This window comes from Brevibacillus sp. FSL L8-0520 (assembly GCF_037963895.1).
Classification (GTDB): Bacteria; Bacillota; Bacilli; order Brevibacillales; family Brevibacillaceae; genus Brevibacillus; species Brevibacillus borstelensis.
Genome location: NZ_CP150171.1, coordinates 1,335,854 through 1,360,893 on the forward strand (window position 1 = coordinate 1,335,854; position 25,040 = coordinate 1,360,893).

Below are 25,040 nucleotides of genomic sequence, written 5' to 3' on the forward strand. Positions count from 1 at the left end.
GCCAGGTCTATAATATGGAAAGAACTCGAATCAAAACGATCCAACCGATAAAGCGGATGCTTGCCACAGCGGCAGCATCCGCTTTTTTTAGTTTCACTGAAAACATGACCATTTTTGGCAGATCAAATCCAATGCAGGAGATCGATAACAATATTATGATCAACTCGTGAACCCTTCTTGAACACTTTGTAACAAAATAAAGACAGAATGTTGAACGGTGTCAAAAACCCACTGCGGAAAATCGTTCTGTCTGTTAGTATGTGAAGGCGAAGAAAAGTTTAATTCATGTGAACAAATTGGGGACGATCGTTTCCTTTTCTGTGGCGAACGAGGAAGGGGTAGAAGAAATGAACAGAGCGAAGACGTTTCGTCAGATGGGCTTCTGGTTAATGGCGATTATCGCCAGCGTCCTGTTGTCGGGATGCGGAAGCGATTACGTTGTCCTGAATCCGAAAGGGCCTGTCGCAGAGACGCAGTACAATCTCATTATGATTTCCGTGATATTGTGCGCGATCATCATCATTCCGGTTCTTGCGCTTACTGCTTTTATCGTCTATCGATATCGGGATACCAAGGACAATAAAGCGCCATACAAGCCGGATTGGGCACACAGTACAACCCTTGAGGTTATTTGGTGGGGTATTCCGGTCATCATTATTGCGATCCTGGGATATTTCACGGTGCGGGATACTTACGCGTTGAAAGAATCGCCGAATCAGGCTGTGAAGCCGATGACCATTCAGGTTACTTCTTTGAACTGGAAATGGATGTTTACTTATCCTGAACAAAACATCGCAACAGTGAACTATCTGGAAATTCCTGCTGGCGTACCTGTTCAATTTCAATTGTCGGCGGACGGTCCTATGAACTCCTTCTGGGTACCGGAGCTTGGCGGCCAGATTTATGCGATGTCCGGGATGGCGACCGAGCTGTACCTGCAAGCGGATAAGCCTGGCGAGTTCTATGGCAGAGGAGCCAACTTTACTGGAGAAGGGTTCGCTCATATGGAATTCAAGGTAGAGGCCAAACCGCAGGAAGAGTTTGACAAATGGGTGCAGCAGGTGAAGAACACGACACCTGTTATGACGAAGGAAGATTACGAAGAGTTGAGAAAGCCTGGCTTGACGGATAAAAAGACGTATTCTGCATTCCCTGAAGGGTTGTTTGAAGAAATCGTCATGAAACACAGCCATGGACATGACATGGACTATGTCATGAAAAAACCGATGCCTGCAACCGGGCAGGAATCGGGCAACAAGACAGATGAGGCTTCTTCGACAGAAACCCATCATCACAACCACTAGTTGAGAGGGAGGAGGAATACCAAGTGTGGGAAAACATAAAGGAGTTTGCATCCACGTTCTTTGTAACAGGTGATCCACTGATCTACGGCGCGGACGTTTCCATCGCACTCACCGTGGTCGCGATCGTCTTCGTTCTGACCAAGTATAAAAAATGGGGCTGGCTGTGGCGCGAATGGCTGACCACGGTCGACCATAAGCGAATCGGGATCATGTACCTGATCGCCTCTCTGCTGATGCTGTTCCGGGGCGGGGTTGACGCCATCCTGATGCGTCTGCAGCTGGCATTCCCGAATGTGGAGTTTTTGCACTCCGATCACTATAATGCCATCTTTACGACACACGGTACGATCATGATTTTGTTCATGGCGATGCCGATGATGTTCGGTTTGTTCAACATGGTCGTTCCGCTGCAGCTTGGCGCGCGGGACGTTGCCTATCCGTTTCTGAACGCAGTCAGCTTCTGGCTGTTCATGCTGGGTGCGATGCTGTTCAACCTGTCGTTCGTCATCGGGGGCTCCCCGGATGCCGGCTGGCTGTCTTACCCGCCGCTTTCGGAAAATGATTTCAGTCCGGGGCCGGGGCAGAACTTCTGGATATGGGGGATACAGATCTCCGGTATCGGTAGTTTGGCCACGGGGATTAACTTCATCGTGACCATTTTGAAAATGCGCGCTCCTGGCATGAAGTTGATGAAAATGCCGTTGTTTAGCTGGTCCGTACTGTCCAGTTGTATCATGATTATCTTTGCTTTCCCGATTTTGACCGTAACACTGGCGCTGCTGTTCCTCGACCGCTTTGCAGGTGCCCACTTCTTCACTATGGACGGCGGCGGTAATCCGATGATGTACCTCAACCTGATCTGGATGTGGGGTCACCCGGAAGTATACATCGTGGTCGTGCCGGCCTTCGGTATCTTCTCTGAGGTCGTGGCTACGTTCTCGAAGAAAACAGTCTTTGGCTACAAATCCATGGTGGCAGCCTTGATGACGATTGCGATCGCATCGTTCTTCACCTGGGCTCACCACTTCTTTACGATGGGTACGAGCGCAAGCGTTATCGCGTTCTTTGCGATATCGACGATGGTCATCGCGATTCCGACCGGGGTGAAGGTGTTCAACTGGCTGTTCACCATGTTCCGCGGACGGATTTCGTTCAAACAGCCGATGCTGTGGACGATCGCGTTTATTCCTTGCTTCCTCGTAGGGGGAGCAACCGGGGTTATGCTGGCTGTCGCTCCAGCGGACTATCAGTACCACAACAGCTACTTCTTGATTGCTCACTTCCACCAAGTGTTGATCGGTGGGGTTGTGTTCGGTTACCTGGCAGGTATCTACTACTGGTGGCCAAAACTGTTCGGCTTCAAGCTTGACGAGAAGCTCGGAAAATGGGGCTTCTGGTTCTGGAATATCGGTTTCTACGTTTGCTTCATGCCGCAATACGCGCTTGGTTTCATGGGTATGACCCGTCGCTATTACACGTATGGATGGGACCGCGGTTGGGCTGACCTCAACCTGATTTCCACCGTCGGGGCGTTCCTGATGGGGATCGGCTTCATCTTCCAAGTATGGCAGATCGTCTACAGCATCAAGCGCGGTGAACGCGACACAACAGGCGATCCGTGGAACGGACGCACGCTGGAATGGTCTATTCCGTCCCCGGCACCGTTTTACAACTTCGCCGTCGTTCCTGAGGTAAAAGAAGCGGACGACTGGTGGCATACAAAACAAGCGATGGCAAACGGCACCTATAAAAAAGAGCCTGTGCATCTGGAACCGATCCATATGCCGAAAAACTCGGGTATTCCGTTTATCATGTCCTGCTTCTGGTTCTTGGTCGGATTTGGCTTTACGTTCGGCTGGGTATGGATGGCCGTGATTGGATTTATTGGCGTGGCCCTGTCGATGTGGGCGCGTTCCTTCCAATATGATACGGATTATTACGTACCGGTGGATGAAGTGCGCAGCACGGAGGCTTCACTGGGGAGGGTTGTATAATGCAACAAGTGGCAAAACATCACGACCATAGTCACGGGCACGACCACGATCATGGTCATGAAGATCATGAGCAGCTCAAAGTACTTGGTTTCTGGATATTCGTTGTAACCGACTGTATCTTGTTTGGTACGCTGTTTGCCACCTATGCGGTGCTGATGCACAACTACGCTGGTGGCCCGACACCAAAGGAACTGTTTCAAATGCCGGGTGTCATCGCGGAAACCTTTATCCTGTTGACCAGCAGCTTCACCAGCGGTTTGGCTGTTCTGGCAATGAACAAAGGAAACGTGAAAAAGCTGATTGGCTGGCTGGTTGTAACAGCGCTGCTCGGCTTGGGCTTTATCGCGCTGGAGGTTACCGAATTTGTGCACATGGTGCATGAAGGTGCGACCATTTCCACCAGTGCGTTCCTCTCCGCGTTCTATACGCTGGTCGGTACGCACGGTCTGCACGTCTCGGTAGGTTTGTTCTGGATGGTGGCGATCATGATCCAGCTCGCCCGCCGCGGGATTACGCCGGTTACCCGCCGCAAAGTGACCAACCTGAGCTTGTACTGGCACTTCCTGGACGTCGTGTGGATCTTCCTGTTCACGGTCGTCTACCTGTTGGGGGTGATGTAGGATGCATCATGAAAACCATGACAACCACAATCATGGATCGCTCAAATCGTATGTGATCGGCTTTATCTTGTCGATTGTGCTGACCATTATCCCGCTCGTGCTGGTTATGAACCACATGCTTGAAAAAACGGCACTCGTGATCACGATCATGGTGATGGCCATCTTGCAATTTATTGTGCAGCTATTCTTCTTCATGCATATCAGAGAGGGAGAAAAGCCGCGATACAATGTGCAAACCCTGATCCTGGGGCTGGTGATCGTGTTTACGATCGTTGTCGGTTCTATCTGGATCATGACGTTCAACAAGTACTAAGGTTCGAAAGTGAACCAAGAGCATAGCAAAGCGCTTCCCGATTAAGGGGAGCGCTTTTTTGCATACGGAGAACGATTCATTTTAAAAGAAGGATTGGAAAGTGGCCGTAGTGGGGAGAAGCGTCTTATTTTTAAAGTAATTCGGGGAAGAAAAGGATGAAAAGCCCGGGACTTTTTCTTTGGATATTCCGACTGGATTGCGAATATGAATCTTACGTGATCTGGATGAACGACTGCAGATTGTCGGATGCAGTCAACCGGATGATCGGGTATAGACTAGCTATCGGGATGCATTGTCAACTGTATGAACATGTGCAAGCTAGAAGTCGGATGAAGCGTCACCTGCTTTGATAGGGAGCAAGTACGCCGTAAAGCAGCAGCTCGGACATTTCTTCCGTCAACTGCTCCGGCTGTTTCTCCCCGGTCACGATCCATCGCTCGGTCAACTGGTCAATCATGCCGACGATGCAGCAGGCGGCCACTTCGGGGACCAGCTCTTTGCGAATATGGCCGGCTTGCTGATTGTTCAGGATGTGGGCGCTCAATAGCGCGATTACTTTTTCCTTCATTTCTTTTGCGTCTGGAGACTCAAACCAGGCGATCCGGGTCAGTTCGGGCTCGGATTGCAGAAAGGCAAAGACGTCCCGCAGATTTTCTTTGATTTGCCTGGCTGCTTCTCCCGGAGCGAGCGACGCCACTTTTCCGGCTGATTGGGCGAGCGTTGCCAGCTTCATCCGAAAGCTGTCCACCAGCTCTGTAAAGATGGCTTCCTTGCTCGGAAAATAGAGATAAAAAGCAGCCTGGGTCAATCCGGCGGCTTTGACGATGTCGCTGACTTTGGTATGGTGGTAGCCTTTGCGGGCAAACTGGGCAGTCGCGGCAGCAAGCAGCCGCTGTCTGCTGGCCTCGCCTTTTGCGGTCCTGTTTCGTTCTTGTGTTTCCATCCTTGGTTCCCTCCCAAACAAAAGCGACGAGAAAAGTAACTTATCAGTTATTTTTATCACTACTGCGGAGCAGGCGTCAAGAATGGAGACTGCTGATGGTAAGATTGAAAAACCGCGGGCAAACTGTAAAAAATGGTTTCTATTTTTGTTACTTATTATATAATTAAGTTGATTAAAAGAAGTCCAGAAAGGGTGTGTTGACATTATGTACGATATCGCCATTATTGGAGCAGGTCCAGCCGGGGCAAGCGCAGCGCTTTTTGCAGCCAAGGCGGGAAAGAGCACTTTGCTTCTCGACAATGACAAAAGCATGACCAAACGGGCTTGGATTGAGAATCACTACGGAGTAGAGGGAATTACCGGACCGGACATGGTAGAGCTGGGGAAAAAGCAAGCGGCGCACTTCGGCGCTGAGCTGGTCGCTGCCCAAGTAACTGATATTTCCAAATCAGGCGATGGTTTTGTGATTGCCGCAGGAGAAAACGCGACATATGAAGCCAAGCATGTCATCCTCGCCACCGGCGTACTGGTCGAACTGGCGGAAAAAGCAGGCGTGGCGACAAAGCCTGGCACCGAACCCCGGATCAAAACAGTCATCGACGCAGATGCGGCAGGGAAGACCAACGTACCCGGATTTTGGGCTGCCGGGACATGCGCGGGAGCCAGCGTCCACACGATTATCACTGCAGGCGACGGAGCCAAGGTAGCGATCAATGTCATCAGCGAGCTGAACGGCGAGCGCTACGTCGACCACGATATATTGAAGACAAATTAATCAGCCATTTCTTGCTTCCCCAGGCACCTTTTTCTTGTATAATAGTTCTGAAGTCATTATTGATTTGGGCAGAACCATTTGCTACATAGATCAGGTTACTTACGGAGCTGAATACGAAATGAAAAAAGTCCTGGGGATTACATTGATGGTGGCCTTGCTTGGCCTCAATGCGTACATTTGGCCTGCGCTGATCAAGTCGGTATCGGCGGGGACAAAGGCAGCGGAGCCAAAGGCCGAATCTCGCGTGCAGGCGACAGCGGCAGGGACGGATTTTTCCAACCAAGACCCGAAAAAGACCGAGGTCGCTTTTCAGCAGTTCGCAGCTAGAGAAAATACCGCTGCTTCCCCTCAATTGCAATCTGCAGGGGCGGGGGAACAGAAGCAAACGGCCCAGTCGGCGGCCTCCAAGTCTCCGGCCAAGAAGGCCACTCAGACTGCAACTGCGAGAAAAAAGACGCAGCCGAAAAAACAGGCAGCAAAGAAAACACCGGCACCAAAGGTACAGACGCAGCAACAGCCGGAAGCTTCTCCTGGCTATAACGCTCCGTTTTACACGGACGAGGGCGTTTATGTAGTCGATTACGGCAGTCAGCGAAGCAATTGGGTCGAGCTCTCGGATGGGTCTATCATGCGCAAAAGCGATGGGGTGCGGACCTTTAATATGCCGTTCTCCAAAAATGTGTACACCGGAGAGATCAAGCCGATGGTGGAACCGATGTCGGAAGCCGGATACAAAATGTATCAGAGCCAGCAGGCTGGCTTTCAACCGTCTGTAACTACGCATTACAGCAATCCCCGCTGATCGCCAGGCTGATGAGAATGACGGGTTAACCGCATCTCGGGGCCTGAGCGGTCCAGCGGTCTTCCTTTTACAGCGCCATGTCATGTGCGCTGTTTTTTTATCAATCTTTTCATAACAACTCGTTGGCCTGGATTACAATATAATTCGTGGGCAAGCATGGAAATAGGAGGGGTGCGGCGTGATTGCCAAAGAAAGCAAAACGGGATTTGTCGTAGCCGGGCTCCTGCTCGGTCTGCTGATGGCATCGATGGACAATACGATTGTGGCTACAGCCATGGGGACGATAGTGTCCGAGATGGGGGGAATGGACAAGTTCGTCTGGGTGACCTCCGCTTATATGGTAGCCACGATGGCGGGGATGCCGATCTTCGGAAAGCTGTCCGACATGTACGGACGCAAACGGTTTTACATTTTTGGCCTTGCCGTCTTTTTGCTGGGCTCCATCCTGTGCGGGACAGCGGGCAGCATGATCGAGCTGAGTGTATACCGGGCGATCCAGGGGATTGGCGGAGGCGCGCTGATGCCGATTGCCTTCACCATCATTTTTGATATTTTCCCGCCGGAAAAACGGGGAAAGATGACCGGACTGTTCGGAGCTGTCTTCGGTACATCCAGTGTCTTTGGTCCGCTGCTTGGAGCATACATAACGGAGTATTTCGGCTGGCATTGGGTCTTTTACATCAATGTGCCGATCGGGCTATTGTCCCTGCTTTTTATCAGTCTGCACTACAAGGAGTCGCTGGCGCACAACAAGCAAAGCATTGACTGGTGGGGTGCGATAACCCTGGTCGGTGCCGTCGTCAGCTTGATGTTTGCTCTGGAGCTTGGCGGCAATCAGTACGCATGGGATTCGGTTCAGATCATCGCGTTGTTCGCTGTGTTTGTGATCCTGTTTGCCGCCTTTATCGCGGTTGAGCGGAAGGCAGCGGAACCGATCATCTCGTTTGCCATGTTCAGAAAGCGTTTGTTTGCCGCGAGCAACGGCGTGGCGCTCCTGTACGGCTCGGCGTTTATCATTGCGACCATCTACATTCCGATCTTTATTCAAGGCGTATTTGGCGGGAGCGCGACCAACTCCGGCCTGCTGCTCACGCCGATGATGCTCGGCTCTGTTGCCGGCAGCCAGGTCGGAGGGCTGCTCACGACCAAGACGAGCTTCCGCAACATCATGCTGATCTCAGCCGTGTTTTTCGTTCCGGGGCTTCTTTTGCTCGGAACGCTCTCGCCGGAAACCTCGCGCGTCATGGTAACGATTTATATGATTCTTACCGGCTTTGGCGTCGGGTTCTCTTTTTCCGTCCTGGGGATGGCGGCGATTCACAATTTTGACATGCGGCAGCGAGGATCTGCCTCGTCGACCAACTCCTTTTTCCGTTCGCTCGGGATGACGCTGGGGATCACGATTTTTGGCATCATTCAGCGAAATTTGTTTGAGAGTGGCTTGAGCACTGCTCTTGCGGGAAATGGCGGTGCGATTCCAGGCGGGTCACTCTCCGATCCGAGAGCTATTCTATCGCCGGAGACAAGAGCACAAATTCCGGCTCCCGTTTTGGAAAAAATAACGGACACGCTGGCAAGCTCCATCGCCCATACCTTTCTTTGGGCGCTGGTCCCCGCCATTCTGGCCGTTCTGTTTATCCTGATGATGGGAAATGAGCGGGTGGCAGCTCCCGTTGGGCAGGCGAAGTCGCCCAAGCCTGCCGGGGATCGTACATAGTCGGGGGAGAGGCGAGATCTCCGCATGGAGACAGACGCATCACTCTTGTATTTATTCCTTCCGATTAAGCGATAAACGACGATAAACGACGGTAAAAAGCTCCGAGGCTAAGCTGGCCCCGGAGCTTTTTTGATCAGACGGACGTTGTTCTGGTGTCGAAGGAAACCTACGTAGCCCGTGCCCAAATCGCCAGGGAGACAGAGTTTCCAGGGTTGATAAACCGATGGGGCGACGAGCTGTTGAAACCGATGCTGTCGCCTTCGTACAGATGGTACTCGCGATCGGCGAGCAGCACCTTCAGCTCGCCCTTGAGAATGAAGCCGCACTCTTCTCCGGAGTGGGAAATCTGCTCCTGCTCCAGTGTCTCCCCGGGCTCGATTTCGATCAGCAGGAATTCGATTTTTCCGGCCTGTATGGGCGTGAGTACGTGATACTTGACGTGGGTGTTCTTCAACTGAATGATCTTGTGCTGATCGCGTCGGATGACAGGTTCTTCGTCATCCTTTGCCTTGAAAAAATGATTGATCGGTACATCGAGAGCGGAGCAGATTTTCCAAAACGTTCCTACGGTGGGATCGACCAGGCCGCGTTCGATTTGGGAAAGCAGGCTCATGCTGAGACCGGTCCGATTGGCAAGATTTTGCAGGGTCAGCTGTTTTTGTTTGCGGATTTCTCTAAGTTCCGCTCCGTTGAACATGGTATCGACCTTCTTTGCTATGCAAGCTAGTCTGTTGGCTCATGTGTTCTTCATTCATGCGTGAAGAGAGGCGTTTTCCTTGTGCAGGCTTGGAAGGGACGACAACAAGGTCTTCGTGTAGGCTTCCTGCGGATGCTTAAAAATGTCTTCAACGGTTCCCGTCTCCACAATTCTTCCCTTCTGCATGACGGCCATCCGGTCGCACATGTAGCGAATGACCGCCATGTTGTGCGAGATGAAGAGATAGGTGAGGCCCCGTTCGCGCTTTAACTCCTTCAATAAATTGAGGACATGCGCCTGAACGGAAACGTCCAGAGCCGAGGTGGGTTCGTCCAAAATAACGAACGTCGGATCGGTAATCAGGGCCCGTGCGATGGCGATTCGCTGGCGCTGGCCTCCGCTGAATTCGTGGGGATAGCGCGGCAGATGCTCCGGCTTGAGGCCTACCCGTGCGATCAGGGCGTGCAATCGTTCCGTGCTGCCCTTTTGCCTCCGTTCTTCGGCAGGCAGGGCCCACAGCGGCTCGAGTATGATGTCTTGAACCTTCATCCGCGGATCGAGAGAGGACTGCGGGTCCTGAAAGACGATCTGCATCTCGCCAGGCTTCCTTCTGTTGAATTTTTTCCCGTTCCAAAGCGGACTTCCTTGGTACAGAAGGGACCCGGAAGTCGGGTATTCCAGTCCTGTTACCATTTTTCCCAGCGTGCTTTTGCCGGAACCGGATTCGCCAATCAGGCCAAACGTCTCACCGGGATAGATCGAAAAAGCGGCGTCAGAGACAGCGTGAAACAGTTGGCTTCCCTTCCCGTATTGCTTGCTGACGCCGGAAAGCTGCAGCAGTGCTTCCATATGTAATCACCTCACCCAGCAAGCGACTTGATGTGTACCTGTCGATGCGTCTCGCGAGCCCGGTACCGGCTCCAAAACAGGATGGTCCTCGCGGCAGAGCGGCAAGGCACGGTCGCAGCGCGGCGCGAAAACGCAGCCGGACGGCAAATTCCGCAGATCGGGAGACTCCCCCGGGATCGCATGCAGCGGCTGATCAGGGGAAGCGAGGTCTGGCAGGGCTCCGATCAGGGCGCGTGTGTACGGATGAACGGGATGAGCGAGTACTTCATCGGTCGTTCCCGTTTCAACCACTTCACCCGCATACATGACGACGACCCGCTGGCATACCTCGGCAACGACACCGAGATCGTGGGTGATCAGCATGATGGACGTGCCGCGTTTTTCAGCCAGCTCCTTCATCAGCTTGAGAATTTCATGCTGGATGGTCACGTCCAGCGCTGTAGTCGGCTCGTCGGCGATCAACAAGTCAGGTGGCGCCGACATCGCCAGCGCGATCACGACCCGCTGGCGCATGCCGCCGCTCAGTTCAAACGGGTACTTCCGTGCGACCAGCTCCGGCTCGTTGATCTTTACCTCCGCCAGGCTGAGGACGGCTTGCCGGTAAGCTTCCTTGTAGGCGATCTCACGGTGCCGGTGAATGACCTTGGCCAGTTGATCCCCGATCCGCATCGTCGGGTGGAGGGCCGTCATCGGCTCCTGGAAGATCATGCCGATCTGCTTGCCCCGAAGGGATTGCTGCTCCTTTTTGTGAAGCTGCAGGACGTTTCTTCCTTTATAAAGAATTTCTCCGTTTTTGATCGTCGCATTGTTATCCAGCAGCCCGAGAATGGTTAGCGCCGTAACCGACTTGCCCGAGCCGGATTCTCCCACGATGCCGACAATTTCCCCCTGGTCGATGGAAAAAGAGACGTGGTTCAGCGCTTTGACGGTCTGCTGCATCGAGGAAAATTCGACAGACAGGTCTTTGATTGTAAGAAGCATAGGTATCTCTCCCTATCGGTTGGCTTTCGGATCGAGGATGTCCCGAATGCCATCGCCGATCAGATTAAACCCGCACGAGGCGAGGAATAGGGCAAGCCCAGGGAAGGTGGGATACCACCAATAATCAAGCAGGTATTTCCAGCCGATACTGATCATCGCGCCCCATTCCGGCGTAGGAGGCTGAGCGCCCAGGCCGAGGAAGCCGAGTGTTGCGACGAGCAGGATGGCATCGCCGATATCCAGCGTGACCTGGATGATCACGGGGGAGACGGCATTGGGAATAATGTGGCGGGTAATGATCCGCCAGGGCTTGATGCCGAAGGTGACAGCCGCTTTGACATACAGCTTTTCCCGCAGAGCCAGTGTTTCCGCACGGGCCAGCCGGACGTAGACAGGTATCTTGATGATGGCAATGGCCAGCATGGCGTTCTGGAGGTTGGGGCCGAGAACAGCGGCCACCGCCATCGCCAGCACGAGCGAAGGAAACGCGAGGACGATATCCATCATCCGCATGATGATCTGGTCGACGCGGCCGCCGAAGTATCCGGAGATCGCCCCGATGACCGTTCCGACCAGACCCGCCGAGAGAACGACCGCTACGCCAACGCCGAGCGACAGGCGAGCGCCGTACAGAATGCGCGTAAAAATATCGCGTCCCACTTCATCTGTTCCGAACCAGTGAGCAGCGGACGGAGGGGAGAACCGCTCCGGGATATTGATCTTGGTCGGGTCATGCGGGGAGATGAGCGGCGCGCACACGGACAAGAGCAGCAGCATGACGAGCAGAAACAAGCCAAACAAGGTGAGCGGGCTCTGCCGGATCCGGAACCAAAAGGGGTTTACCTTACGGGACGGCTGGGCAGCAGTATCCGCTTTTGCCGATAGACTGGACATGGTGGCCCCTCCTATTCCTTGATTTGCGGGTCTAGTACGTAGTAAGTGAGGTCAACCAGCAGGTTGATCACGACGTACCCGAAAGATATGACAAAAGTGAAGCCCATCATCGCCGGGAAGTCGAGAAACGCAATCGAGTCGACGACGTATTTCCCCATGCCGGGCCAGCTGAAAATCGTTTCCGTCACGACTGCTCCGCCAAGCAGCGAGCCAAAGGAAAGACCTACGACGGTAATCGTCGGGATCAGCGCATTTCGCAAGGCGTAGCGGATCAAAAGGACAGGGCCGTGGATGCCGTTGGCCAGCGCGGTCCGAATGTAATCCTGTCCGAGTACCTCCAGCATGCTGGAGCGGACCTGGCGGGTGACGATTGCCAGCTGAGCAAATGCCAGCGTAAAGGCAGGCAGGATCAGATGCCACAAGCTGTTTTTAAATGCGGCCCAATTGCCCGTGAGCAGGCTGTCAAACAGGTAAAGGCCGGTAATTTTGGTCGGAGCCGGGACAGTCAGGTCCAGCCTGCCGCTGGATGGCAGCGCCCCGAGAAACTTGTAAAAGATCAGGATGCCGACGAGGCCGCTCCAGAACACGGGTGTAGAGATTCCCGCGATGGAGAAAAAGCGGCTGGAGTGGTCCCATCCAGTGTCCTTTTTCACGGCGGACAGGACGCCCAGCGGTATTCCGATGGCGATCGCGATAATAAAAGCGGTGATGGCCAGCTCCAGCGTTGCAGGGAAAAAGGCGATCAGATCATGGACGACAGGCTGCTGCGTGCGAATCGAGGTGCCAAAGTCACCTGCAAAAAGCCCTTTCATGTAGGTAAGATATTGGACCCAGACCGGCTGGTCCAGGCCCAATTGGCGACGAACTTCTTGCAGTGTTTCCTCACTGGCGCGCTGTCCCACCATCATCCGCGCCGGATCTCCCGGGATCACATGAGAGAGGAAAAAGGTGATCAATGTGACCCCGAGGAGCACCAGCACCAGCATGGCGAGACGTTTCAGGATGATCTGTTTCATGAGGAAAGCACTCCTTTATTCAAGGCGTTATTTAGACATCTCCGCCAGGTTGTAAATGCCCTCCAGCATCGGGTTGTAGACGAAGCCTTTGACGTTTTTGCTGACCGGCAGGAGGAAGTCCTTTTGATACAGATAAAGGTAAGGCGCTTCATCAATGACGATCTTCTGCGCTTCCTTGTACAGCTTCTCGCGCTCTGCCTTGTCGTTGATCGATGCGGCTTTGCGCACCAGCTCGTCCACTTTGTCGTTTTTATAGAAGGCGCGGTTTCCGGCCAGACCGAAGTTGACGGAGTCAAACCAGTAGTTCATGAACATGTACGGGTCGCCGAAGTCCGGGCTCCAAACGCCAAGAGCGAGGTCGAATTCGCCGGCGTCAATCATTTCGCGGGACGTGGCGTAGGCGATCTTTTTGAGATTGAGCTTTACCCCGATGTCGGCGAAAAATGCCTGCAGGGTGAGTGCTTCTGTCTCCCACCACGGTTTGTTGTCGGAATACAGCAGATCGAGGGTCAGGTTGGAGACGCCTGCTTCCGCCAGGAGCGCTTTGGCTTTTTCCACATCGCGCTTGTACTGATGGGCAGATTCATCATGCCCCCACAGACCTTTTGGAATAGGACCGCGCATTTGCGTAGCGTAGCCTTCCTGCACGGATTCGGTCAGGGCGTCATAGTCGATCGCGTAGCTTAACGCCTGGCGAACCTTCGGGTTTTTGAGCGCTTCGTTGCCTTTGGAGGAGTTTACGTACACGTAGTCGACGAACAGGCTCGGTTTTTGCAGGACTTCTACGTTGGGCAATTCTTTGACGGCTTTCAATTGTTCATTGGGGATGCCTTCGGCGATGTCAATCTCGCCCTGTTCCAACTGCAGGCGCTGAGCTGTCGCATCCGGAACGATTTTGAAGTATACGGTTTGGAATGCGGGTTTCACTGTGGAGTGCGGGTTGACGGTGAGCTTGAGATATTCGCCTTTTTTCCATTCTTCGAGCTTGTACGGGCCGCTGCCCATCGTGTTGTTTGCGAGGAAGTTTTGGCCCAGATCGCCGTTTTGTTCTTCTTCTTTTACCTTCGGATTGACGATGCCGCCGTAGTTGGCTGCGAGAGTCGAGAGGAATGGCGGGAAGTTTTTGGAGAGAACGAAGGTAACCTGTGTCGGCGAATCGACTTTGACTTCTTTGATCACGCTGTATACGTCAGCCGGGCCTTTCTTGATGGCGAGCGTGCGGTCGAAGGTGAACTTGACGGCTTCTGCCGTGACCGGAGTACCGTCGGCAAACTTATGTCCTTCTTCCAGTGTAAAGGTCCAGGTAAGGCCGTCTTCGCTCACTTTCCATTCCTTGGCGAGACCGGGCTTGACCTCTGTGGACTCCCCGTCGTATTCGACGAGACGTTCGTAGGTGGGATAAGTGATTTTCCATGCGGCGTTGTCAAAGGTGACGGCGGGATCGAGCGTGCCTTGATCCGCGTTGATCGCGACGAACAGTGTGTCTGCTGACGTCTTCGGTGCGGTCGGCTCGGTTTTTGCCGGCGATTCCGGCGAGTTGTTCTGAGCTTGAGGCTGGTTCGCCGGTGTGCCGCAAGCGGCAACGAGCATGGAAACAGCGAGAACCAGGCTGGTGAGGACGAATGACCATCTGCGCTTCAAAGAGATCAACCCCCAACATTTTGTTATAAATTTAATATATTTTTAATATATTGCAAAAATTGAGGTTATTCAACTATTTTCGCTATCAATTTCCAAGATTCCCCCGTACATGGCTTGTCCAGTAGTTTGCCGTGCCCAGGAAAGCGTGCCGTATTCGTAATGCCACCACTCTTTGGGGTAATTGACGAAACCGGCCTCGGTCATCAGGTGATACAGAAGACGTCTGTTGGCGCGGATCGTTTTCGCCTGTTCATCAGGGCTGAGAGCGTTTTCATAGAATCGGGTAGAGGCCCGTTCGCTGAAATCGTCAAACTCTGTTCCCATGTCGAGCCACCCATCGGGGCCTTCGATCGTCAGGTCTACTGCTCCACCGGACAAATGGGGCGATGGCTTTTGCACATCCTTGCTGGGGACGGCGACAAATTTGCTCAGTTCGGCCTGAAGCGCCTCGCCTTCTTCCCAGCCCTGCTTGAGCAGTGTTTGCTTGAATCTTTCATAGAGAGAGCTTTGCACCTGGTAGGAGCGCCAGCCGTCAAATACGACGAAGCGATAGCCGTCGGGCAAGCGTTCGGCTGCTTGGACCAGGCGGAGAGCGGCGCTTTTTCGCAAGTACGCTTCGGGAGTGGTTCCGTCGTAGCCTTGCTTGTAGTACATCGGCCAGACCGTAATTTTTTCGGACAAGCTGGAGAGGGGGAGCATCGCTTCGCCGCATTCTTCAAGGAGAGGCTGTACGTAGAGATGTGGCCGCTCCGGAGGAATCGGGAGATCCTGTTTCATCTGGACCACCTCCTGTTTGTGGATATGTTTTCCATCATCCTAGCAAAGAACAAAACTTTAGTAAACTGCATTTAATTTTCATTTGTTGAATAAAACTCGATGATCAGCTTGTTCTTTCTATCCGTGCCCACTTTTGTTATGATGATAGCAAGCGCCAGTCTTTGGCTGGCTGAACATTTCCATATCGCGCAAACAGGTCTTTGCTTCCTGCACGGTGCACGCCGCGGGAAGCGAAGTTAAAAGGGAAGTTTGGTGAAAATCCAACGCGGTCCCGCCACTGTAAGAGAGGAGTTTTCCTTCAAGGCATTTTGCCATCCACTGCCCCGGGTCGGGGACGGGAAGGAGAAGGAAAGCAGCGATTCTCGAGCCAGGAGACCTGCCTGTCTTGCCTGAGCACTGATTTCCTTCGGGTCAAAGGAAGAGGTGGATCGTTGTAGCGAACTGTCCGCGCTTTGTCTCCCTTTGTTTTCCAAAGGGAACAAGGCGTTTTTTTATACTTTTCGGAAGGTTGGCGTGTACTCCCCTGGAAAAGCAGGCGGCAGTTTCGCGTTTCACCCGGAGATTTGCCCGAGTGGCTTTGTATGTTCAAAAGGATTGCGCAGAACGAAGGAGGGGCTGTTGATGAGCAAGGCCGACAACAAGCGAGGGCTGCTGCTGGTCTATACAGGAGACGGAAAAGGCAAGACGACAGCGGCGTTAGGCTTGGCTGTACGTGCAACCGGCAGAGGAAAACGGGTTTTAATGATCCAGTTTATCAAGTCTCCGGAGCGCACCTATGGCGAGAAGATTATTTTCGACCGTCTCGGAATCGAAATGGTGCAGATGGGCGTCGGCTTTACCTGGACCAAAACACCGGAGGAGCACCGCAGCGCCCTTGAAAAGGCGTGGAGCTTTGCCCGCGAAAAGGTGCTTGGCGGCGAGTACGATGTGGTGATCCTGGACGAATTGAACAATGCCCTGGCAATTGATCGTTTTCCGATTGACGATGTGCTCCCGCTGGCTGACGTGCTGGATACGGTCCAAAACAGGCCGCGCCACGTCCATCTGGTCATTACCGGCCGCAATGCGCAGCCCGCGATCATCGAGATGGCCGATCTTGTGACGGAGATGAAGCCGGTCAAGCACTACTATGACGAAGGCATTCCCGCTGTACTCGGAGTTGAGTACTGATGGGGCTGCTGGAGACCTACGGCCACGGCGGGGATCTGGTGACGGCTGCAGAGCGCTTTGGCGTATCGGCCGAGGCGTTCCTTGATTACAGCGCCAATATAAATCCGCTCGGTCCTCCGGCAAGGGTCCTGGAAGCGCTGGGGAGGTCGCTTACCGCCGTTATCCGCTATCCTGATCCCGGCCATCGAGCTTTCAAGCGGGCATTGGCTGCCCGGCTGCGTCTGCCGGAAGACGCCCTTTTGCCGGCAAATGGAGCGGCGGAAGCGATGGCGCTGGCCGTGCTCGCTCTGCAGCCGGAAAGCGCAGGTGTGGTGACGCCGTGCTTTTCCGAATATGCCCAACTTTCCCGCCAATTCGGCGCTCGCGTCGTGGAATGCGCGGGACGGGAAGAAAACGGCTTCAAGCCAGACGCGCGGGAGCTGTATCGGCTCTTTCGGGAGACGCAGCTCGTGTTCATCGGTTCTCCGAACAATCCGACCGGTCTATTGTATGAACCAGACGAGCTTTTGCAAATGGCCGAATGGACAAATGACACCGGTACCCATTTGATTGTCGATGAAGCTTTTCTCGATTTTGCGGCTCGGGAGAAGCAGTTTACACTTGCGGATCGGCTAGGACATTTTCCGCGCGTCCTGTTGATACGCTCCATGACCAAAATGTTCGCTATCCCGGGGCTTCGGCTCGGTTATGCGATCGGTCACCCCGCACTGATCGAGAGGATGAGGAGCAAACAGGTGAGCTGGAGCGTCAACGGCTTGGCCTTGCTTGCGGGAGAGTTGTGTTTGCAGGAAGCGGATTATGAAGAAGAGACGAGGCGCCTCATCGCTGCAGAACGCCGCTTTTTGCTGGACGGACTGCAGTCGGGGCTGGGCTGGCAGGTATGGCCGGGAGAGGCCAACTTTTTGCTCGTTCGCTCCCCGGAATGGATAGACGCGACGGCGCTGCAGGAGGAAATGGGCAAACGGGGCATTCTGATCCGCAACTGCGCCATGTATCCGGGACTGACCGCCCGCGATTTTCGCATCGCCGTTCGCTCGCGGGCCGAGAATGAACGGCTGCTGTCTGCCTTTCATGATGTGATGGAAAAAAGGGGGGCGGTCTTGTGAGCCTTATTTTGGTCACAGGGGGCGTTCGGTCGGGAAAGAGCCGTTTTGCCGAGGAATTGGCCCGTGATGCCGCGCAGGACGTGTTGTACGTGGCGACAGGAAAAGCGTGGGACGATGAGATGGCCAGACGAATCGAGCTGCATCGGGAGCGCCGCCCTGATACGTGGGGATTGTGCGAGCTCGGCGGACGGCTGTCCGAATCGCTGGACGCGAGCAAAGGGTACAGTGTCGTCTTGCTCGATTGTCTCTCCACCTGGGTCAGCGGTCGCCTGATGGACATCCCGGAGCAGGCGTGGCGGGACGAATCCATTACAAAAGAGATTGTGGGAGAAGCAAAGGCGTGGCTGGATGCTGTCGCCCAAACGAATCAAACCGTGATTGCAGTAACGAGTGAAGTGGGTCTTGGCGGGGTAGCGATGTCGAGGCTGGGACGATGGTTTGCCGATATTTTGGGCGATGTGAATCAGCAAGCCGCGCGCCAGGCTGACACCGTCTATGCCGTGATCGCCGGGCTCCCCTGGAGGATGAAAGGATGAACGCATTTTTTCACGCGCTGACTTTTTTTACACGCATTCCCGTGCCGTGGCTGAAGCCGTCGGAAAAGGCTTGGCGTGACAGCGTCGCTTGGTATCCGGCTGTCGGGCTGGTGATCGGATGCGTGCTGTGGATCGTGCACGAGGCTGCATTATGGGCCTTTCCGCCGCTGATCGCCGCCGTTTTGACGTGCACGGCCTGGGTGTACATCACGGGAGGACTCCATCTGGACGGGTGGATGGACCTGGCGGATGGCCTCGGCAGCAGCCGTACGCAAGAACGCATGCTGGAGATTATGAAGGACAGCCGCTCGGGTGCCATGGCTGTCCTGGCTGCGATCCTGCTGCTCTTTTTGAAAACGGCAGGGATAACGGAACTGGCGGGTCTGCTGACAAATCCGCCAAACCAGGCAAGCTTGTCGGGTCTGTTAGCAGGTGGCCCAAGAGCGGAAGGGCTGACACTTTATAGCGGCTCTCTCCTGCTTGTCCTCATTCCATTTGCTGCCCGCGCTCATGTGCTGCTCGCGATACGCTGCTTCCCCAACGTTTCTTCCGACAACGGCGTCGGAAAAGGGATCGGTGCAGGGTTGCGGCTCTGGCATATTGTGGCGGCCTACGCAGCTGTCCTCGGACTTGGCTGGTGGATCGCCGGCATTCAGGCGATAGCGGCAGTCGCGGTGTCGCTTTTGTTCAGCCTCTGGTTCGCACGCGGCATCTGCCGCAGGCTCGGAGGACTGACGGGCGATTGCTACGGCGCGATCATTGAAAGCAGTGAAGCAGTGATGCTGCTTGTTGCGGCAGGGAGCTGGTGGACGTGAGATGGATCTGGATCAGGCACGGGGAGACAGAGGAAAATCGCGAAGGGCGCTATCTGGGACATACGGATGTGCCGCTGAATGACGCGGGGGTGGAGCAGGCGGCGCTTCTCGCCAGACAGCTCGGGCATGAACGCCCGGCCCATTTTTTTACCAGCGATTTGCTCCGCTGCGTGCAGACGGCTGATCGGCTGGCAGCGGTCTGGGGGATGAGTCCGATCCGGGTTCCTGAGCTTCGCGAGCTGTCTTTTGGCGAATGGGAGCGGCTCACCTACGAAGAACTGATGGTCAGAGAAAGCGTGCGGGCAAGCCGTTGGTACGACGATCCGTTCGGCATCGCGCCGCCGGGCGGAGAAACGCTGACGCAGCTGGGCGAACGAGTGAACCGCTGGTTGAGCGGCATGTGGAAAGAAATGAGAGATGCATGCGGTTCAACGGAGCCGGATCACACGGTCGCATTGGTGACGCACGGTGGTGTCATCCGCTGGTTTCAGGCGGCCTGGCTGCACGGTGACCCCGGATTGTACTGGCACATGAAAGGACTCGGGCACGGTCAGGCGATGATCGTGGAGCATGTATCGGGGACGTGGAAGCCAGCATCGCACGCAATCGACATCAGGGAAGAGAGTGAAGCATAGATGACAACCGCTTTTCTCATCGTGGCGGCTTACGTGCTCGACCGCCTGGTTGGAGACCCGCGCAGTCTGCCGCATCCCGTAGTGATCATGGGGTGGTTTATTGCCCGCCTGGAGCGCGTCATCCGGCTGTTTGTCAAACAGGAGAAGGGTTTGAGGGCAGCCGGCTTGCTGTTTCCCCTCTTGATCGTCGGGGGCAGCTATGCGGTCGTCGCCGGACTTGTGTACGGCGCGGGGCTGATCCATCCCTGGCTGGCCATCGCGCTGGAAATCTGGCTGATCTCTACGACGATCGCGACCAAAGGCTTGGCGGATGCCGGATTGGAAATAGGCCGCTATCTGCTGGCCGGGGATCTGGCAATGGCCCGCCGTTCGCTATCGATGGTGGTCGGGCGGGACACGGGGCATCTGGGTGAGGCCGAGATCAGCCGCGGGGCTGTAGAGACGGTGGCGGAAAACATCGTCGATGCCATCGTGTCTCCGCTCTTTTACGCTGCGATCGGAGGCGCCCCGCTGGCGATGGCCTATCGGGCGGCGAACACGCTTGATTCCATGGTCGGCTACAAAAACGAGAAATACGTGAATCTCGGCTGGGCCTCCGCCCGCTTTGACGACGTGTTGAATTACATACCGGCCCGCCTCACTGCTCTGCTGTTGGTCGGGGCGAGCTGGCTGCAACGGCTGGACTGGCGCCGCTGCTACCGCATCATGCGGCGGGACGCCGGACTTCATCCCAGCCCCAACAGCGGTCTTCCGGAAGCGGCAGTCGCCGGTGCGCTGGGCGTTCAACTGGGCGGACTGAATTACTATCAGGGCGTGGCTTCTCACCGCGCCAAGCTGGGTGATCCGCTTCGGCCGCTGTGTGCAGGCGATATTGCGGCTACGGTGCGCTTGATGACAGTCACTTCGATCATGTGCACAGTCGGTCTGGCCGCTTTTGCTTATGTTCTGCATGGATGAACAGCGTTTTTCAAATAGAGGCGAAATAATGAAAGGGGGACTTTCTATGAGCGGCAAGCTGTTTGTGATCGGCTTCGGGCCGGGCAGCTTTGAGCATATTACCAAACGGGCGCGGGAAGCGATCGAAGAGAGTGACATCATCATCGGATATACCACTTATGTGGACCTGATCAGAGGGCTGTTGACCGATCAGGAGATCGTCAGCACCGGGATGACGGAGGAAGTGACGCGTGCGCGCGAAGCCGTCCGGCAGGCGGAAGCGGGCAAAAAGGTGGCCGTGATCTCCAGCGGCGATGCGGGCGTGTACGGTATGGCCGGACTCGTTTACGAGGTGCTCGTGGAAAAAGGCTGGACATCTGCGGAGGGCGTGGAGGTGGAAATCGTTCCGGGAATATCGGCGATCAACTCCTGCGGCGCTCTGCTCGGCGCGCCCATCATGCACGATGCCTGCACGATCAGCCTGAGCGACCATCTCACGCCATGGGAGCTGATCGCCAAGCGGATCGACGCTGCGGGCATGGCCGATTTTGTCATCGCGCTGTACAACCCGCGCAGCGGGCGTCGCACCAGACAGATCGTCGAGGCACAGCGCATCCTGCTGCAGTACCGTTCCCCGGACACGCCGGTCGGGATCGTCAAGAGCGCCTATCGGGAGCGGGAGCATATCGTCATCACGACACTGGCAGAGATGCTGAACCATGACATCGGGATGCTGACGACGGTCATCATCGGGAACTCGTCCACATTTGTCTATGACGGCAAAATGATTACCCCGCGCGGCTATCAGCGGAAGTATACGCTTGCGACAGATGAGCAATCGCTGAAGCCCCATCAGCGGCTTCGCGTGGAAAACGAGCCGTGGTCGCTGGAGGCGGCTTCGCAAAACGCTGTGGAACAAGCGGCACCCGACGCAACTTCTTCACTTGTCGAACCACAGGTTGAAAAAGCGGACACAGCGAGCTTGCGGGCCACTCCCCAGCCAAAAGAGGAGACCGGCACATTGACGCCGTTTGACTGGGCGGCTCAGGCTTTGCAGGCAGTAAACGAATCCAGGGGGATCGAAACGGATGCTTCGCTCGTATCCTCCAGCCAGTCCCATCGCCCGGTCTTTGTCCCGGAAATGATTTTCGAGTGCGCGGTAAGTCCGGGCGTAGCCAACAAAAAGTTCACTCCGGCGCAGATGATGGCGCTTGCCCAGGCAGCCGGAGAAAAAGGGGAGCTGGAGTACACGCCGCACCACCAGATCATTTTGCGTGTTCCGACGAGCAACCCGGAGGAGGTAACTGCGCCGCTCCGCAACCTCGGTCTCAACTTGACTCCGGTCGGGGACGTCCTGCAGGTGAAGGCTTGCGACTTCTGCGACGGCGAGAAGAAGGACGCGATTCCGTACGCGGAGGAGATCCACCGCAAGCTGGGCGGACAGGAAATGCCAAAAGAGCTGAAGATCGGCGTAAACGGCTGCGGGATGGCCTGCTACGGGGCGGTTCAGGAAGACATCGGTCTCGTGTTCCGCAAGGGCAAGTTCGATCTGTTCCTCGGCGCCAAAACCGTGGGGAGAACGGCACATTCCGGCTTGCCGGTAGCGGAAGGCATCGAGCCGGAGGACATCGTTCCCTTGATCGAGCGGATTATTGACAGATACAAGCGGGAAGCATTCCCGAATGAAAGGTTCCACAAATTTTTCCAAAGGGTCGGCGAAATCGAGGGATACGTCTGGAGAGAGCCAGCCATTCCCAAAATTGAAAACGCTGTTTGCGGCGACTAGCCGCTAGATTCAAGCGCCAGCATATCCGGGGGTTTTGGTTTTGCAAAAGCAGCAAGGCCCCAAACCACGGGCCAGGCAGAAAAAATAACGGGGAGGAATCAGGATGGACGCGGTACTGTTTGTCGGACACGGGAGCAAGGATCCCGAAGGAAATGAAGAGGTAAGGCAGTTTGTGGCGTCGCTGATGCCGGAGATCGACGTTCCGATTCTGGAGACATGCTTTCTCGAATTTGAACGTCCCGATATGCTTCAGGGATTGGACGCCTGCGTAAAGCGGGGAGCCACTCGGGTAGCCGTCATCCCGATCATTCTGTTCTCGGCCGGGCACGCCAAGATTCACATTCCGGCGGCGATCGACGAAGCAAAAGCGAAATATCCGCATGTGCAATTTATTTACGGACGCCCAATAGGTATTCACGAAGAGGTCCTGAATATTTTGGCCACCCGCATGCAGGAAGCCGGCTTTGCATCCGGCGAGGAGCACGGGGACACAGCCGTTCTGATCATCGGACGCGGCAGCAGCGATGCGGACGCGAACAGCGACATCTACAAAATGTCCCGACTGTTCTGGGAACGCTGGAAGGCAAAGTGGGTGGAGACTGCTTTCATGGGCGTGACCTTCCCGCTGTACGAGGAAGGGATTGAGCGCTGCCTCAGGCTGGGTGCCCGCCGCATCGTCGTCCTGCCGTACTTCCTGTTTACCGGCGTGCTGATCAAACGGATGGCCGACCAGCTTGAACAGTTCCGCGCTCGCTATCCAGAGGCTGAATTTACGCTGGCGGAGTACTTCGGCTTCCATCCGCTGCTCAAGGAAGTGCTGAAAGACCGGGTGGAAGAGGCGCTGCACGGCGAAGTCAAACTGAATTGCGATACTTGTCAGTACCGTCTGGCGGCGATGGAGCATATCGACCATCATCACCACCATCACGACGACGACCATGGGCATCATCACCATCATCACCATCACCATGGACACAGTCACGGTCACGCACATAGCCACGGTCACAGCCACGATCACGATCATGGGCACGGTCACGGCCACAGCCACAGCCACGATCACGACCATGACCACGATCATGAACATAAACACGGACACAGCGACAATCACGCCCATGAGCATCACCCTGTAAAGAAATAAGGAGGGACGAGCGATGATTCTTGTATTGGCGGGAACCAGTGACGCCCGGGAGCTGGCTCTCTTGATCAAGGAAACCGGATATGACCTGCTTGCCACAGTCGTTACCGACAACGCGGCCAAAAGCATCGAGGAAGCGGGGCTGCCGGTGCAGGTAGGCCGTCTGACATCCGCCGACATCGAGGCGTTGATCCGTGAAAAAGGCTTTCAGGCGGTAGTGGACGCCAGCCACCCTTATGCTGAGGAAGCGTCGAAAAACGCGATGGTCGGAGCAGAGGCGGCGGGAGTTCCCTACATCCGGTACGAACGCGAAAGCGCCCAGTCGCCGGGGCACGAGAAGATCATCTTCGCCGAGGACTACGTCCAAGCCGCCGAGATAGCGGCAGAAAAGCGCGGTGTGATCATGCTGACGACCGGCAGCAAAACGTTGAAAATCTTTTCCGACCGGCTCTTGGGCTTGCCGGATACGACGCTGGTGGCCCGCATGCTTCCGCGCACCGACAACATGCAAAAATGCGAGGAGCTGGGCATCGAGCAAAAAAATATCGTCGCCATGCAGGGCCCTTTTTCCAAGGAGCTGAACAAGGCCCTCTATGACCACTACAAAGTGACGCTGATGATCACCAAGGAGAGCGGCAAAGTCGGCGCCTTTGACGAAAAGGTGGAAGCAGCGCTGGAAATGGGCATCGAGACGATTGTCATCGCCCGGCCCAAGATCGATTACGGCACCAAATTTTCCGACTTCGCCGGAGTGATCGGTCAGTTGAAGCAGCTGCTGCCCCTGCCGCAAGAAGCGTAACGGGCGGTTTTTCAGAGAAAATAGAGCGGAACGCTTGGCGAGATAAATTGAAACAAGCAAGTAAGCAAGGACGAATCGTTCGGCTTGGCCGAAATCTAACGGCTTGCTGCAGCCAAAGCCAAACCCCAATACAAAGGAGGAGCATACCATGGATTTTCGCACGGAATTCAAGCCTTTGACCGTACAACCGCAAGAAATCGAGGAAAAGAGCTTTCAAATCATCACCGAAGAGCTCGGAGAGCATCCTTTCACCGAAGAGCAGTACCCTGTCGTGCAGCGCGTCATCCACGCCTCGGCGGACTTTGACCTGGGGCGCAGTCTCGTATTCCACCCGGATGCGGTGAAAGCGGGCATTCAGGCGATCCGAAGCGGCAAGATTGTCGTGGCCGACGTCCAGATGGTTCAGGTCGGGATCAGCAAGAACCGGATCGAAAAATTCGGCGGCGAAGTGAAGGTGTACATCTCCGACAAGGATGTCATGGAGGAAGCGAAGCGCCTGAACACCACGCGCGCAATCATCTCCATTCGCAAAGCGGTCAAAGAAGCGGAGGGCGGCATTTTCGCGATCGGCAATGCGCCGACAGCGCTTCTGGAGCTGATCCGTCTGGTCAAAGAGGGAGAGGCGAAGCCGGGCCTGATCATCGGGATGCCAGTCGGCTTTGTGTCGGCGGCAGAGTCCAAGGAAGAGCTGGCCAAGCTGGATGTGCCTTTCATCACAAACATCGGGCGGAAAGGCGGGAGCCCTGTTACGGTGGCTGCGCTCAACGCACTCTCGCTGATGGCGGAACGGCAGGGATAA

General features: G+C 55.2%; 25 protein-coding genes and 1 riboswitch. Of the genes, 17 read left to right on the plus strand and 8 right to left on the minus strand.

Annotated features, from left to right (window positions below; genetic code table 11):
- Nucleotides 1-287: 287 nt before the first annotated feature.
- Genes qoxA through cyoD form a run of 4 tightly spaced genes read left to right on the plus strand, consistent with a single transcriptional unit; the run spans nt 288 to nt 4,231 of the window.
- Nucleotides 288-1,304, plus strand: coding sequence for a cytochrome aa3 quinol oxidase subunit II (gene qoxA / locus NSQ24_RS06875; RefSeq protein WP_251255160.1), 1,017 nt, complete (start codon nt 288-290; stop codon nt 1,302-1,304).
- Between the two features lie 23 nt (nt 1,305-1,327).
- Nucleotides 1,328-3,298, plus strand: coding sequence for a cbb3-type cytochrome c oxidase subunit I (locus NSQ24_RS06880; protein ID WP_024983482.1), 1,971 nt, complete (start codon nt 1,328-1,330; stop codon nt 3,296-3,298).
- Nucleotides 3,298-3,918: a cytochrome o ubiquinol oxidase subunit III gene (gene cyoC, locus NSQ24_RS06885; RefSeq protein WP_003388138.1), complete on the plus strand. Its 621-nt coding sequence runs from the start codon at nt 3,298-3,300 to the stop codon at nt 3,916-3,918. The genes NSQ24_RS06880 and cyoC overlap by 1 nt, the downstream gene beginning before the upstream one ends.
- A 1-nt stretch (nt 3,919) precedes the next feature.
- Nucleotides 3,920-4,231, plus strand: a complete 312-nt coding sequence (gene cyoD, locus NSQ24_RS06890) for a cytochrome o ubiquinol oxidase subunit IV (protein WP_339167498.1) — start codon at nt 3,920-3,922, stop codon at nt 4,229-4,231.
- 337 nt (nt 4,232-4,568) lie between these two features.
- Here the strand turns inward: cyoD and NSQ24_RS06895 are convergent, their stop codons facing one another.
- Nucleotides 4,569-5,174, minus strand: a complete 606-nt coding sequence (locus tag NSQ24_RS06895; protein ID WP_003388136.1) for a TetR/AcrR family transcriptional regulator — start codon at nt 5,172-5,174, stop codon at nt 4,569-4,571.
- Between the two features lie 205 nt (nt 5,175-5,379).
- Here NSQ24_RS06895 and NSQ24_RS06900 point away from each other — a divergent pair, with 205 nt between their 5' ends.
- From NSQ24_RS06900 to NSQ24_RS06910, 3 genes are all read left to right on the plus strand, one after another.
- Nucleotides 5,380-5,949, plus strand: coding sequence for an FAD-dependent oxidoreductase (locus NSQ24_RS06900; RefSeq protein ID WP_003388135.1), 570 nt, complete (start codon nt 5,380-5,382; stop codon nt 5,947-5,949).
- A 118-nt stretch (nt 5,950-6,067) separates the two neighbouring features.
- The gene (locus NSQ24_RS06905) at nt 6,068-6,751 is read left to right on the plus strand and encodes a hypothetical protein (RefSeq protein ID WP_031932184.1); all 684 of its coding nucleotides are present in this window, start codon (nt 6,068-6,070) and stop codon (nt 6,749-6,751) included.
- Nucleotides 6,752-6,929: 178 nt separating this feature from the next.
- The gene (locus tag NSQ24_RS06910; RefSeq protein ID WP_003388133.1) at nt 6,930-8,468 is read left to right on the plus strand and encodes an MDR family MFS transporter; all 1,539 of its coding nucleotides are present in this window, start codon (nt 6,930-6,932) and stop codon (nt 8,466-8,468) included.
- Between the two features lie 166 nt (nt 8,469-8,634).
- Here the strand turns inward: NSQ24_RS06910 and NSQ24_RS06915 are convergent, their stop codons facing one another.
- The 7 genes from NSQ24_RS06915 to NSQ24_RS06945 all read right to left on the minus strand — a co-directional run bounded on the left by NSQ24_RS06915 (nt 8,635) and on the right by NSQ24_RS06945 (nt 15,323).
- Entirely contained in the window at nt 8,635-9,165 is a 531-nt protein-coding gene (locus NSQ24_RS06915) for a cupin domain-containing protein (RefSeq protein WP_003388131.1), read from the minus strand.
- Nucleotides 9,166-9,219: 54 nt separating this feature from the next.
- A complete protein-coding gene (locus tag NSQ24_RS06920) occupies nt 9,220-10,014 on the minus strand; it encodes an ATP-binding cassette domain-containing protein (protein ID WP_003388130.1) in 795 nt (264 codons plus the stop codon).
- A gap of 6 nt (nt 10,015-10,020) precedes the next feature.
- Entirely contained in the window at nt 10,021-10,995 is a 975-nt protein-coding gene (locus tag NSQ24_RS06925) for an ABC transporter ATP-binding protein (protein ID WP_031932185.1), read from the minus strand.
- Nucleotides 10,996-11,007: 12 nt separating this feature from the next.
- Entirely contained in the window at nt 11,008-11,889 is an 882-nt protein-coding gene (locus NSQ24_RS06930; RefSeq protein ID WP_003388128.1) for an ABC transporter permease subunit, read from the minus strand.
- An 11-nt stretch (nt 11,890-11,900) separates the two neighbouring features.
- Nucleotides 11,901-12,905 carry an ABC transporter permease gene (locus NSQ24_RS06935; protein WP_003388127.1) on the minus strand — a complete coding sequence of 335 codons (1,005 nt, stop codon included), beginning with the start codon at nt 12,903-12,905 and terminating at the stop codon, nt 11,901-11,903.
- Nucleotides 12,906-12,932: 27 nt separating this feature from the next.
- The gene (locus tag NSQ24_RS06940) at nt 12,933-14,546 is read right to left on the minus strand and encodes an ABC transporter substrate-binding protein (protein ID WP_003388126.1); all 1,614 of its coding nucleotides are present in this window, start codon (nt 14,544-14,546) and stop codon (nt 12,933-12,935) included.
- A 69-nt stretch (nt 14,547-14,615) separates the two neighbouring features.
- Nucleotides 14,616-15,323 carry a M15 family metallopeptidase gene (locus NSQ24_RS06945; protein WP_227277603.1) on the minus strand — a complete coding sequence of 236 codons (708 nt, stop codon included), beginning with the start codon at nt 15,321-15,323 and terminating at the stop codon, nt 14,616-14,618.
- A gap of 178 nt (nt 15,324-15,501) precedes the next feature.
- A riboswitch (cobalamin riboswitch) is annotated at nt 15,502-15,722 on the plus strand.
- A 222-nt stretch (nt 15,723-15,944) separates the two neighbouring features.
- Between NSQ24_RS06945 and cobO the strand changes: the two genes are divergently transcribed.
- From cobO to NSQ24_RS06995, 10 genes are all read left to right on the plus strand, one after another.
- A complete protein-coding gene (gene cobO, locus NSQ24_RS06950) occupies nt 15,945-16,493 on the plus strand; it encodes a cob(I)yrinic acid a,c-diamide adenosyltransferase (protein ID WP_003388124.1) in 549 nt (182 codons plus the stop codon).
- Complete coding sequence (gene cobD, locus NSQ24_RS06955) at nt 16,493-17,599, plus strand: threonine-phosphate decarboxylase CobD (RefSeq protein WP_122958621.1); 1,107 nt, start codon at nt 16,493-16,495, stop codon at nt 17,597-17,599. Before cobO ends, cobD begins: the two co-directional genes overlap by 1 nt.
- Entirely contained in the window at nt 17,596-18,135 is a 540-nt protein-coding gene (cobU, locus tag NSQ24_RS06960) for a bifunctional adenosylcobinamide kinase/adenosylcobinamide-phosphate guanylyltransferase (RefSeq protein WP_024983477.1), read from the plus strand. Before cobD ends, cobU begins: the two co-directional genes overlap by 4 nt.
- Nucleotides 18,132-18,950: an adenosylcobinamide-GDP ribazoletransferase gene (locus tag NSQ24_RS06965; protein ID WP_003388119.1), complete on the plus strand. Its 819-nt coding sequence runs from the start codon at nt 18,132-18,134 to the stop codon at nt 18,948-18,950. The genes cobU and NSQ24_RS06965 overlap by 4 nt, the downstream gene beginning before the upstream one ends.
- Nucleotides 18,947-19,585 carry a histidine phosphatase family protein gene (locus NSQ24_RS06970; protein WP_227277601.1) on the plus strand — a complete coding sequence of 213 codons (639 nt, stop codon included), beginning with the start codon at nt 18,947-18,949 and terminating at the stop codon, nt 19,583-19,585. Before NSQ24_RS06965 ends, NSQ24_RS06970 begins: the two co-directional genes overlap by 4 nt.
- Nucleotides 19,586-20,542, plus strand: coding sequence for an adenosylcobinamide-phosphate synthase CbiB (gene cbiB / locus NSQ24_RS06975; RefSeq protein ID WP_339167502.1), 957 nt, complete (start codon nt 19,586-19,588; stop codon nt 20,540-20,542).
- 46 nt (nt 20,543-20,588) lie between these two features.
- Nucleotides 20,589-22,307 (plus strand): precorrin-3B C(17)-methyltransferase, encoded by a 1,719-nt coding sequence (cobJ, locus tag NSQ24_RS06980; protein ID WP_339167504.1) that lies wholly within the window; start codon nt 20,589-20,591, stop codon nt 22,305-22,307.
- A 103-nt stretch (nt 22,308-22,410) separates the two neighbouring features.
- Nucleotides 22,411-23,445 (plus strand): sirohydrochlorin chelatase, encoded by a 1,035-nt coding sequence (locus NSQ24_RS06985; protein ID WP_339167506.1) that lies wholly within the window; start codon nt 22,411-22,413, stop codon nt 23,443-23,445.
- Between the two features lie 13 nt (nt 23,446-23,458).
- Nucleotides 23,459-24,241, plus strand: coding sequence for a precorrin-6A reductase (gene cobK, locus NSQ24_RS06990; protein WP_339167508.1), 783 nt, complete (start codon nt 23,459-23,461; stop codon nt 24,239-24,241).
- A 148-nt stretch (nt 24,242-24,389) separates the two neighbouring features.
- Nucleotides 24,390-25,040, plus strand: coding sequence for a precorrin-8X methylmutase (locus NSQ24_RS06995; RefSeq protein WP_003388111.1), 651 nt, complete (start codon nt 24,390-24,392; stop codon nt 25,038-25,040).

Excerpts from the sequence above, each read along its gene's own strand:
- cyoC (WP_003388138.1), top strand. The coding sequence starts at position 3,298 with ATGCAACAAGTGGCAAAACATCACGACCATAGTCACGGGCACGACCAC.
- cyoD (WP_339167498.1), top strand. The coding sequence starts at position 3,920 with ATGCATCATGAAAACCATGACAACCACAATCATGGATCGCTCAAATCG.
- NSQ24_RS06895 (WP_003388136.1), bottom strand. The coding sequence starts at position 5,174 with ATGGAAACACAAGAACGAAACAGGACCGCAAAAGGCGAGGCCAGCAGA.
- NSQ24_RS06900 (WP_003388135.1), top strand. The coding sequence starts at position 5,380 with ATGTACGATATCGCCATTATTGGAGCAGGTCCAGCCGGGGCAAGCGCA.
- NSQ24_RS06905 (WP_031932184.1), top strand. The coding sequence starts at position 6,068 with ATGAAAAAAGTCCTGGGGATTACATTGATGGTGGCCTTGCTTGGCCTC.
- NSQ24_RS06915 (WP_003388131.1), bottom strand. The coding sequence starts at position 9,165 with ATGTTCAACGGAGCGGAACTTAGAGAAATCCGCAAACAAAAACAGCTG.
- NSQ24_RS06920 (WP_003388130.1), bottom strand. The coding sequence starts at position 10,014 with ATGGAAGCACTGCTGCAGCTTTCCGGCGTCAGCAAGCAATACGGGAAG.
- NSQ24_RS06925 (WP_031932185.1), bottom strand. The coding sequence starts at position 10,995 with ATGCTTCTTACAATCAAAGACCTGTCTGTCGAATTTTCCTCGATGCAG.
- NSQ24_RS06930 (WP_003388128.1), bottom strand. The coding sequence starts at position 11,889 with ATGTCCAGTCTATCGGCAAAAGCGGATACTGCTGCCCAGCCGTCCCGT.
- NSQ24_RS06935 (WP_003388127.1), bottom strand. The coding sequence starts at position 12,905 with ATGAAACAGATCATCCTGAAACGTCTCGCCATGCTGGTGCTGGTGCTC.
- NSQ24_RS06945 (WP_227277603.1), bottom strand. The coding sequence starts at position 15,323 with ATGAAACAGGATCTCCCGATTCCTCCGGAGCGGCCACATCTCTACGTA.
- cobO (WP_003388124.1), top strand. The coding sequence starts at position 15,945 with ATGAGCAAGGCCGACAACAAGCGAGGGCTGCTGCTGGTCTATACAGGA.
- cobD (WP_122958621.1), top strand. The coding sequence starts at position 16,493 with ATGGGGCTGCTGGAGACCTACGGCCACGGCGGGGATCTGGTGACGGCT.
- NSQ24_RS06965 (WP_003388119.1), top strand. The coding sequence starts at position 18,132 with ATGAACGCATTTTTTCACGCGCTGACTTTTTTTACACGCATTCCCGTG.
- cbiB (WP_339167502.1), top strand. The coding sequence starts at position 19,586 with ATGACAACCGCTTTTCTCATCGTGGCGGCTTACGTGCTCGACCGCCTG.
- cobJ (WP_339167504.1), top strand. The coding sequence starts at position 20,589 with ATGAGCGGCAAGCTGTTTGTGATCGGCTTCGGGCCGGGCAGCTTTGAG.
- NSQ24_RS06985 (WP_339167506.1), top strand. The coding sequence starts at position 22,411 with ATGGACGCGGTACTGTTTGTCGGACACGGGAGCAAGGATCCCGAAGGA.
- cobK (WP_339167508.1), top strand. The coding sequence starts at position 23,459 with ATGATTCTTGTATTGGCGGGAACCAGTGACGCCCGGGAGCTGGCTCTC.
- NSQ24_RS06995 (WP_003388111.1), top strand. The coding sequence starts at position 24,390 with ATGGATTTTCGCACGGAATTCAAGCCTTTGACCGTACAACCGCAAGAA.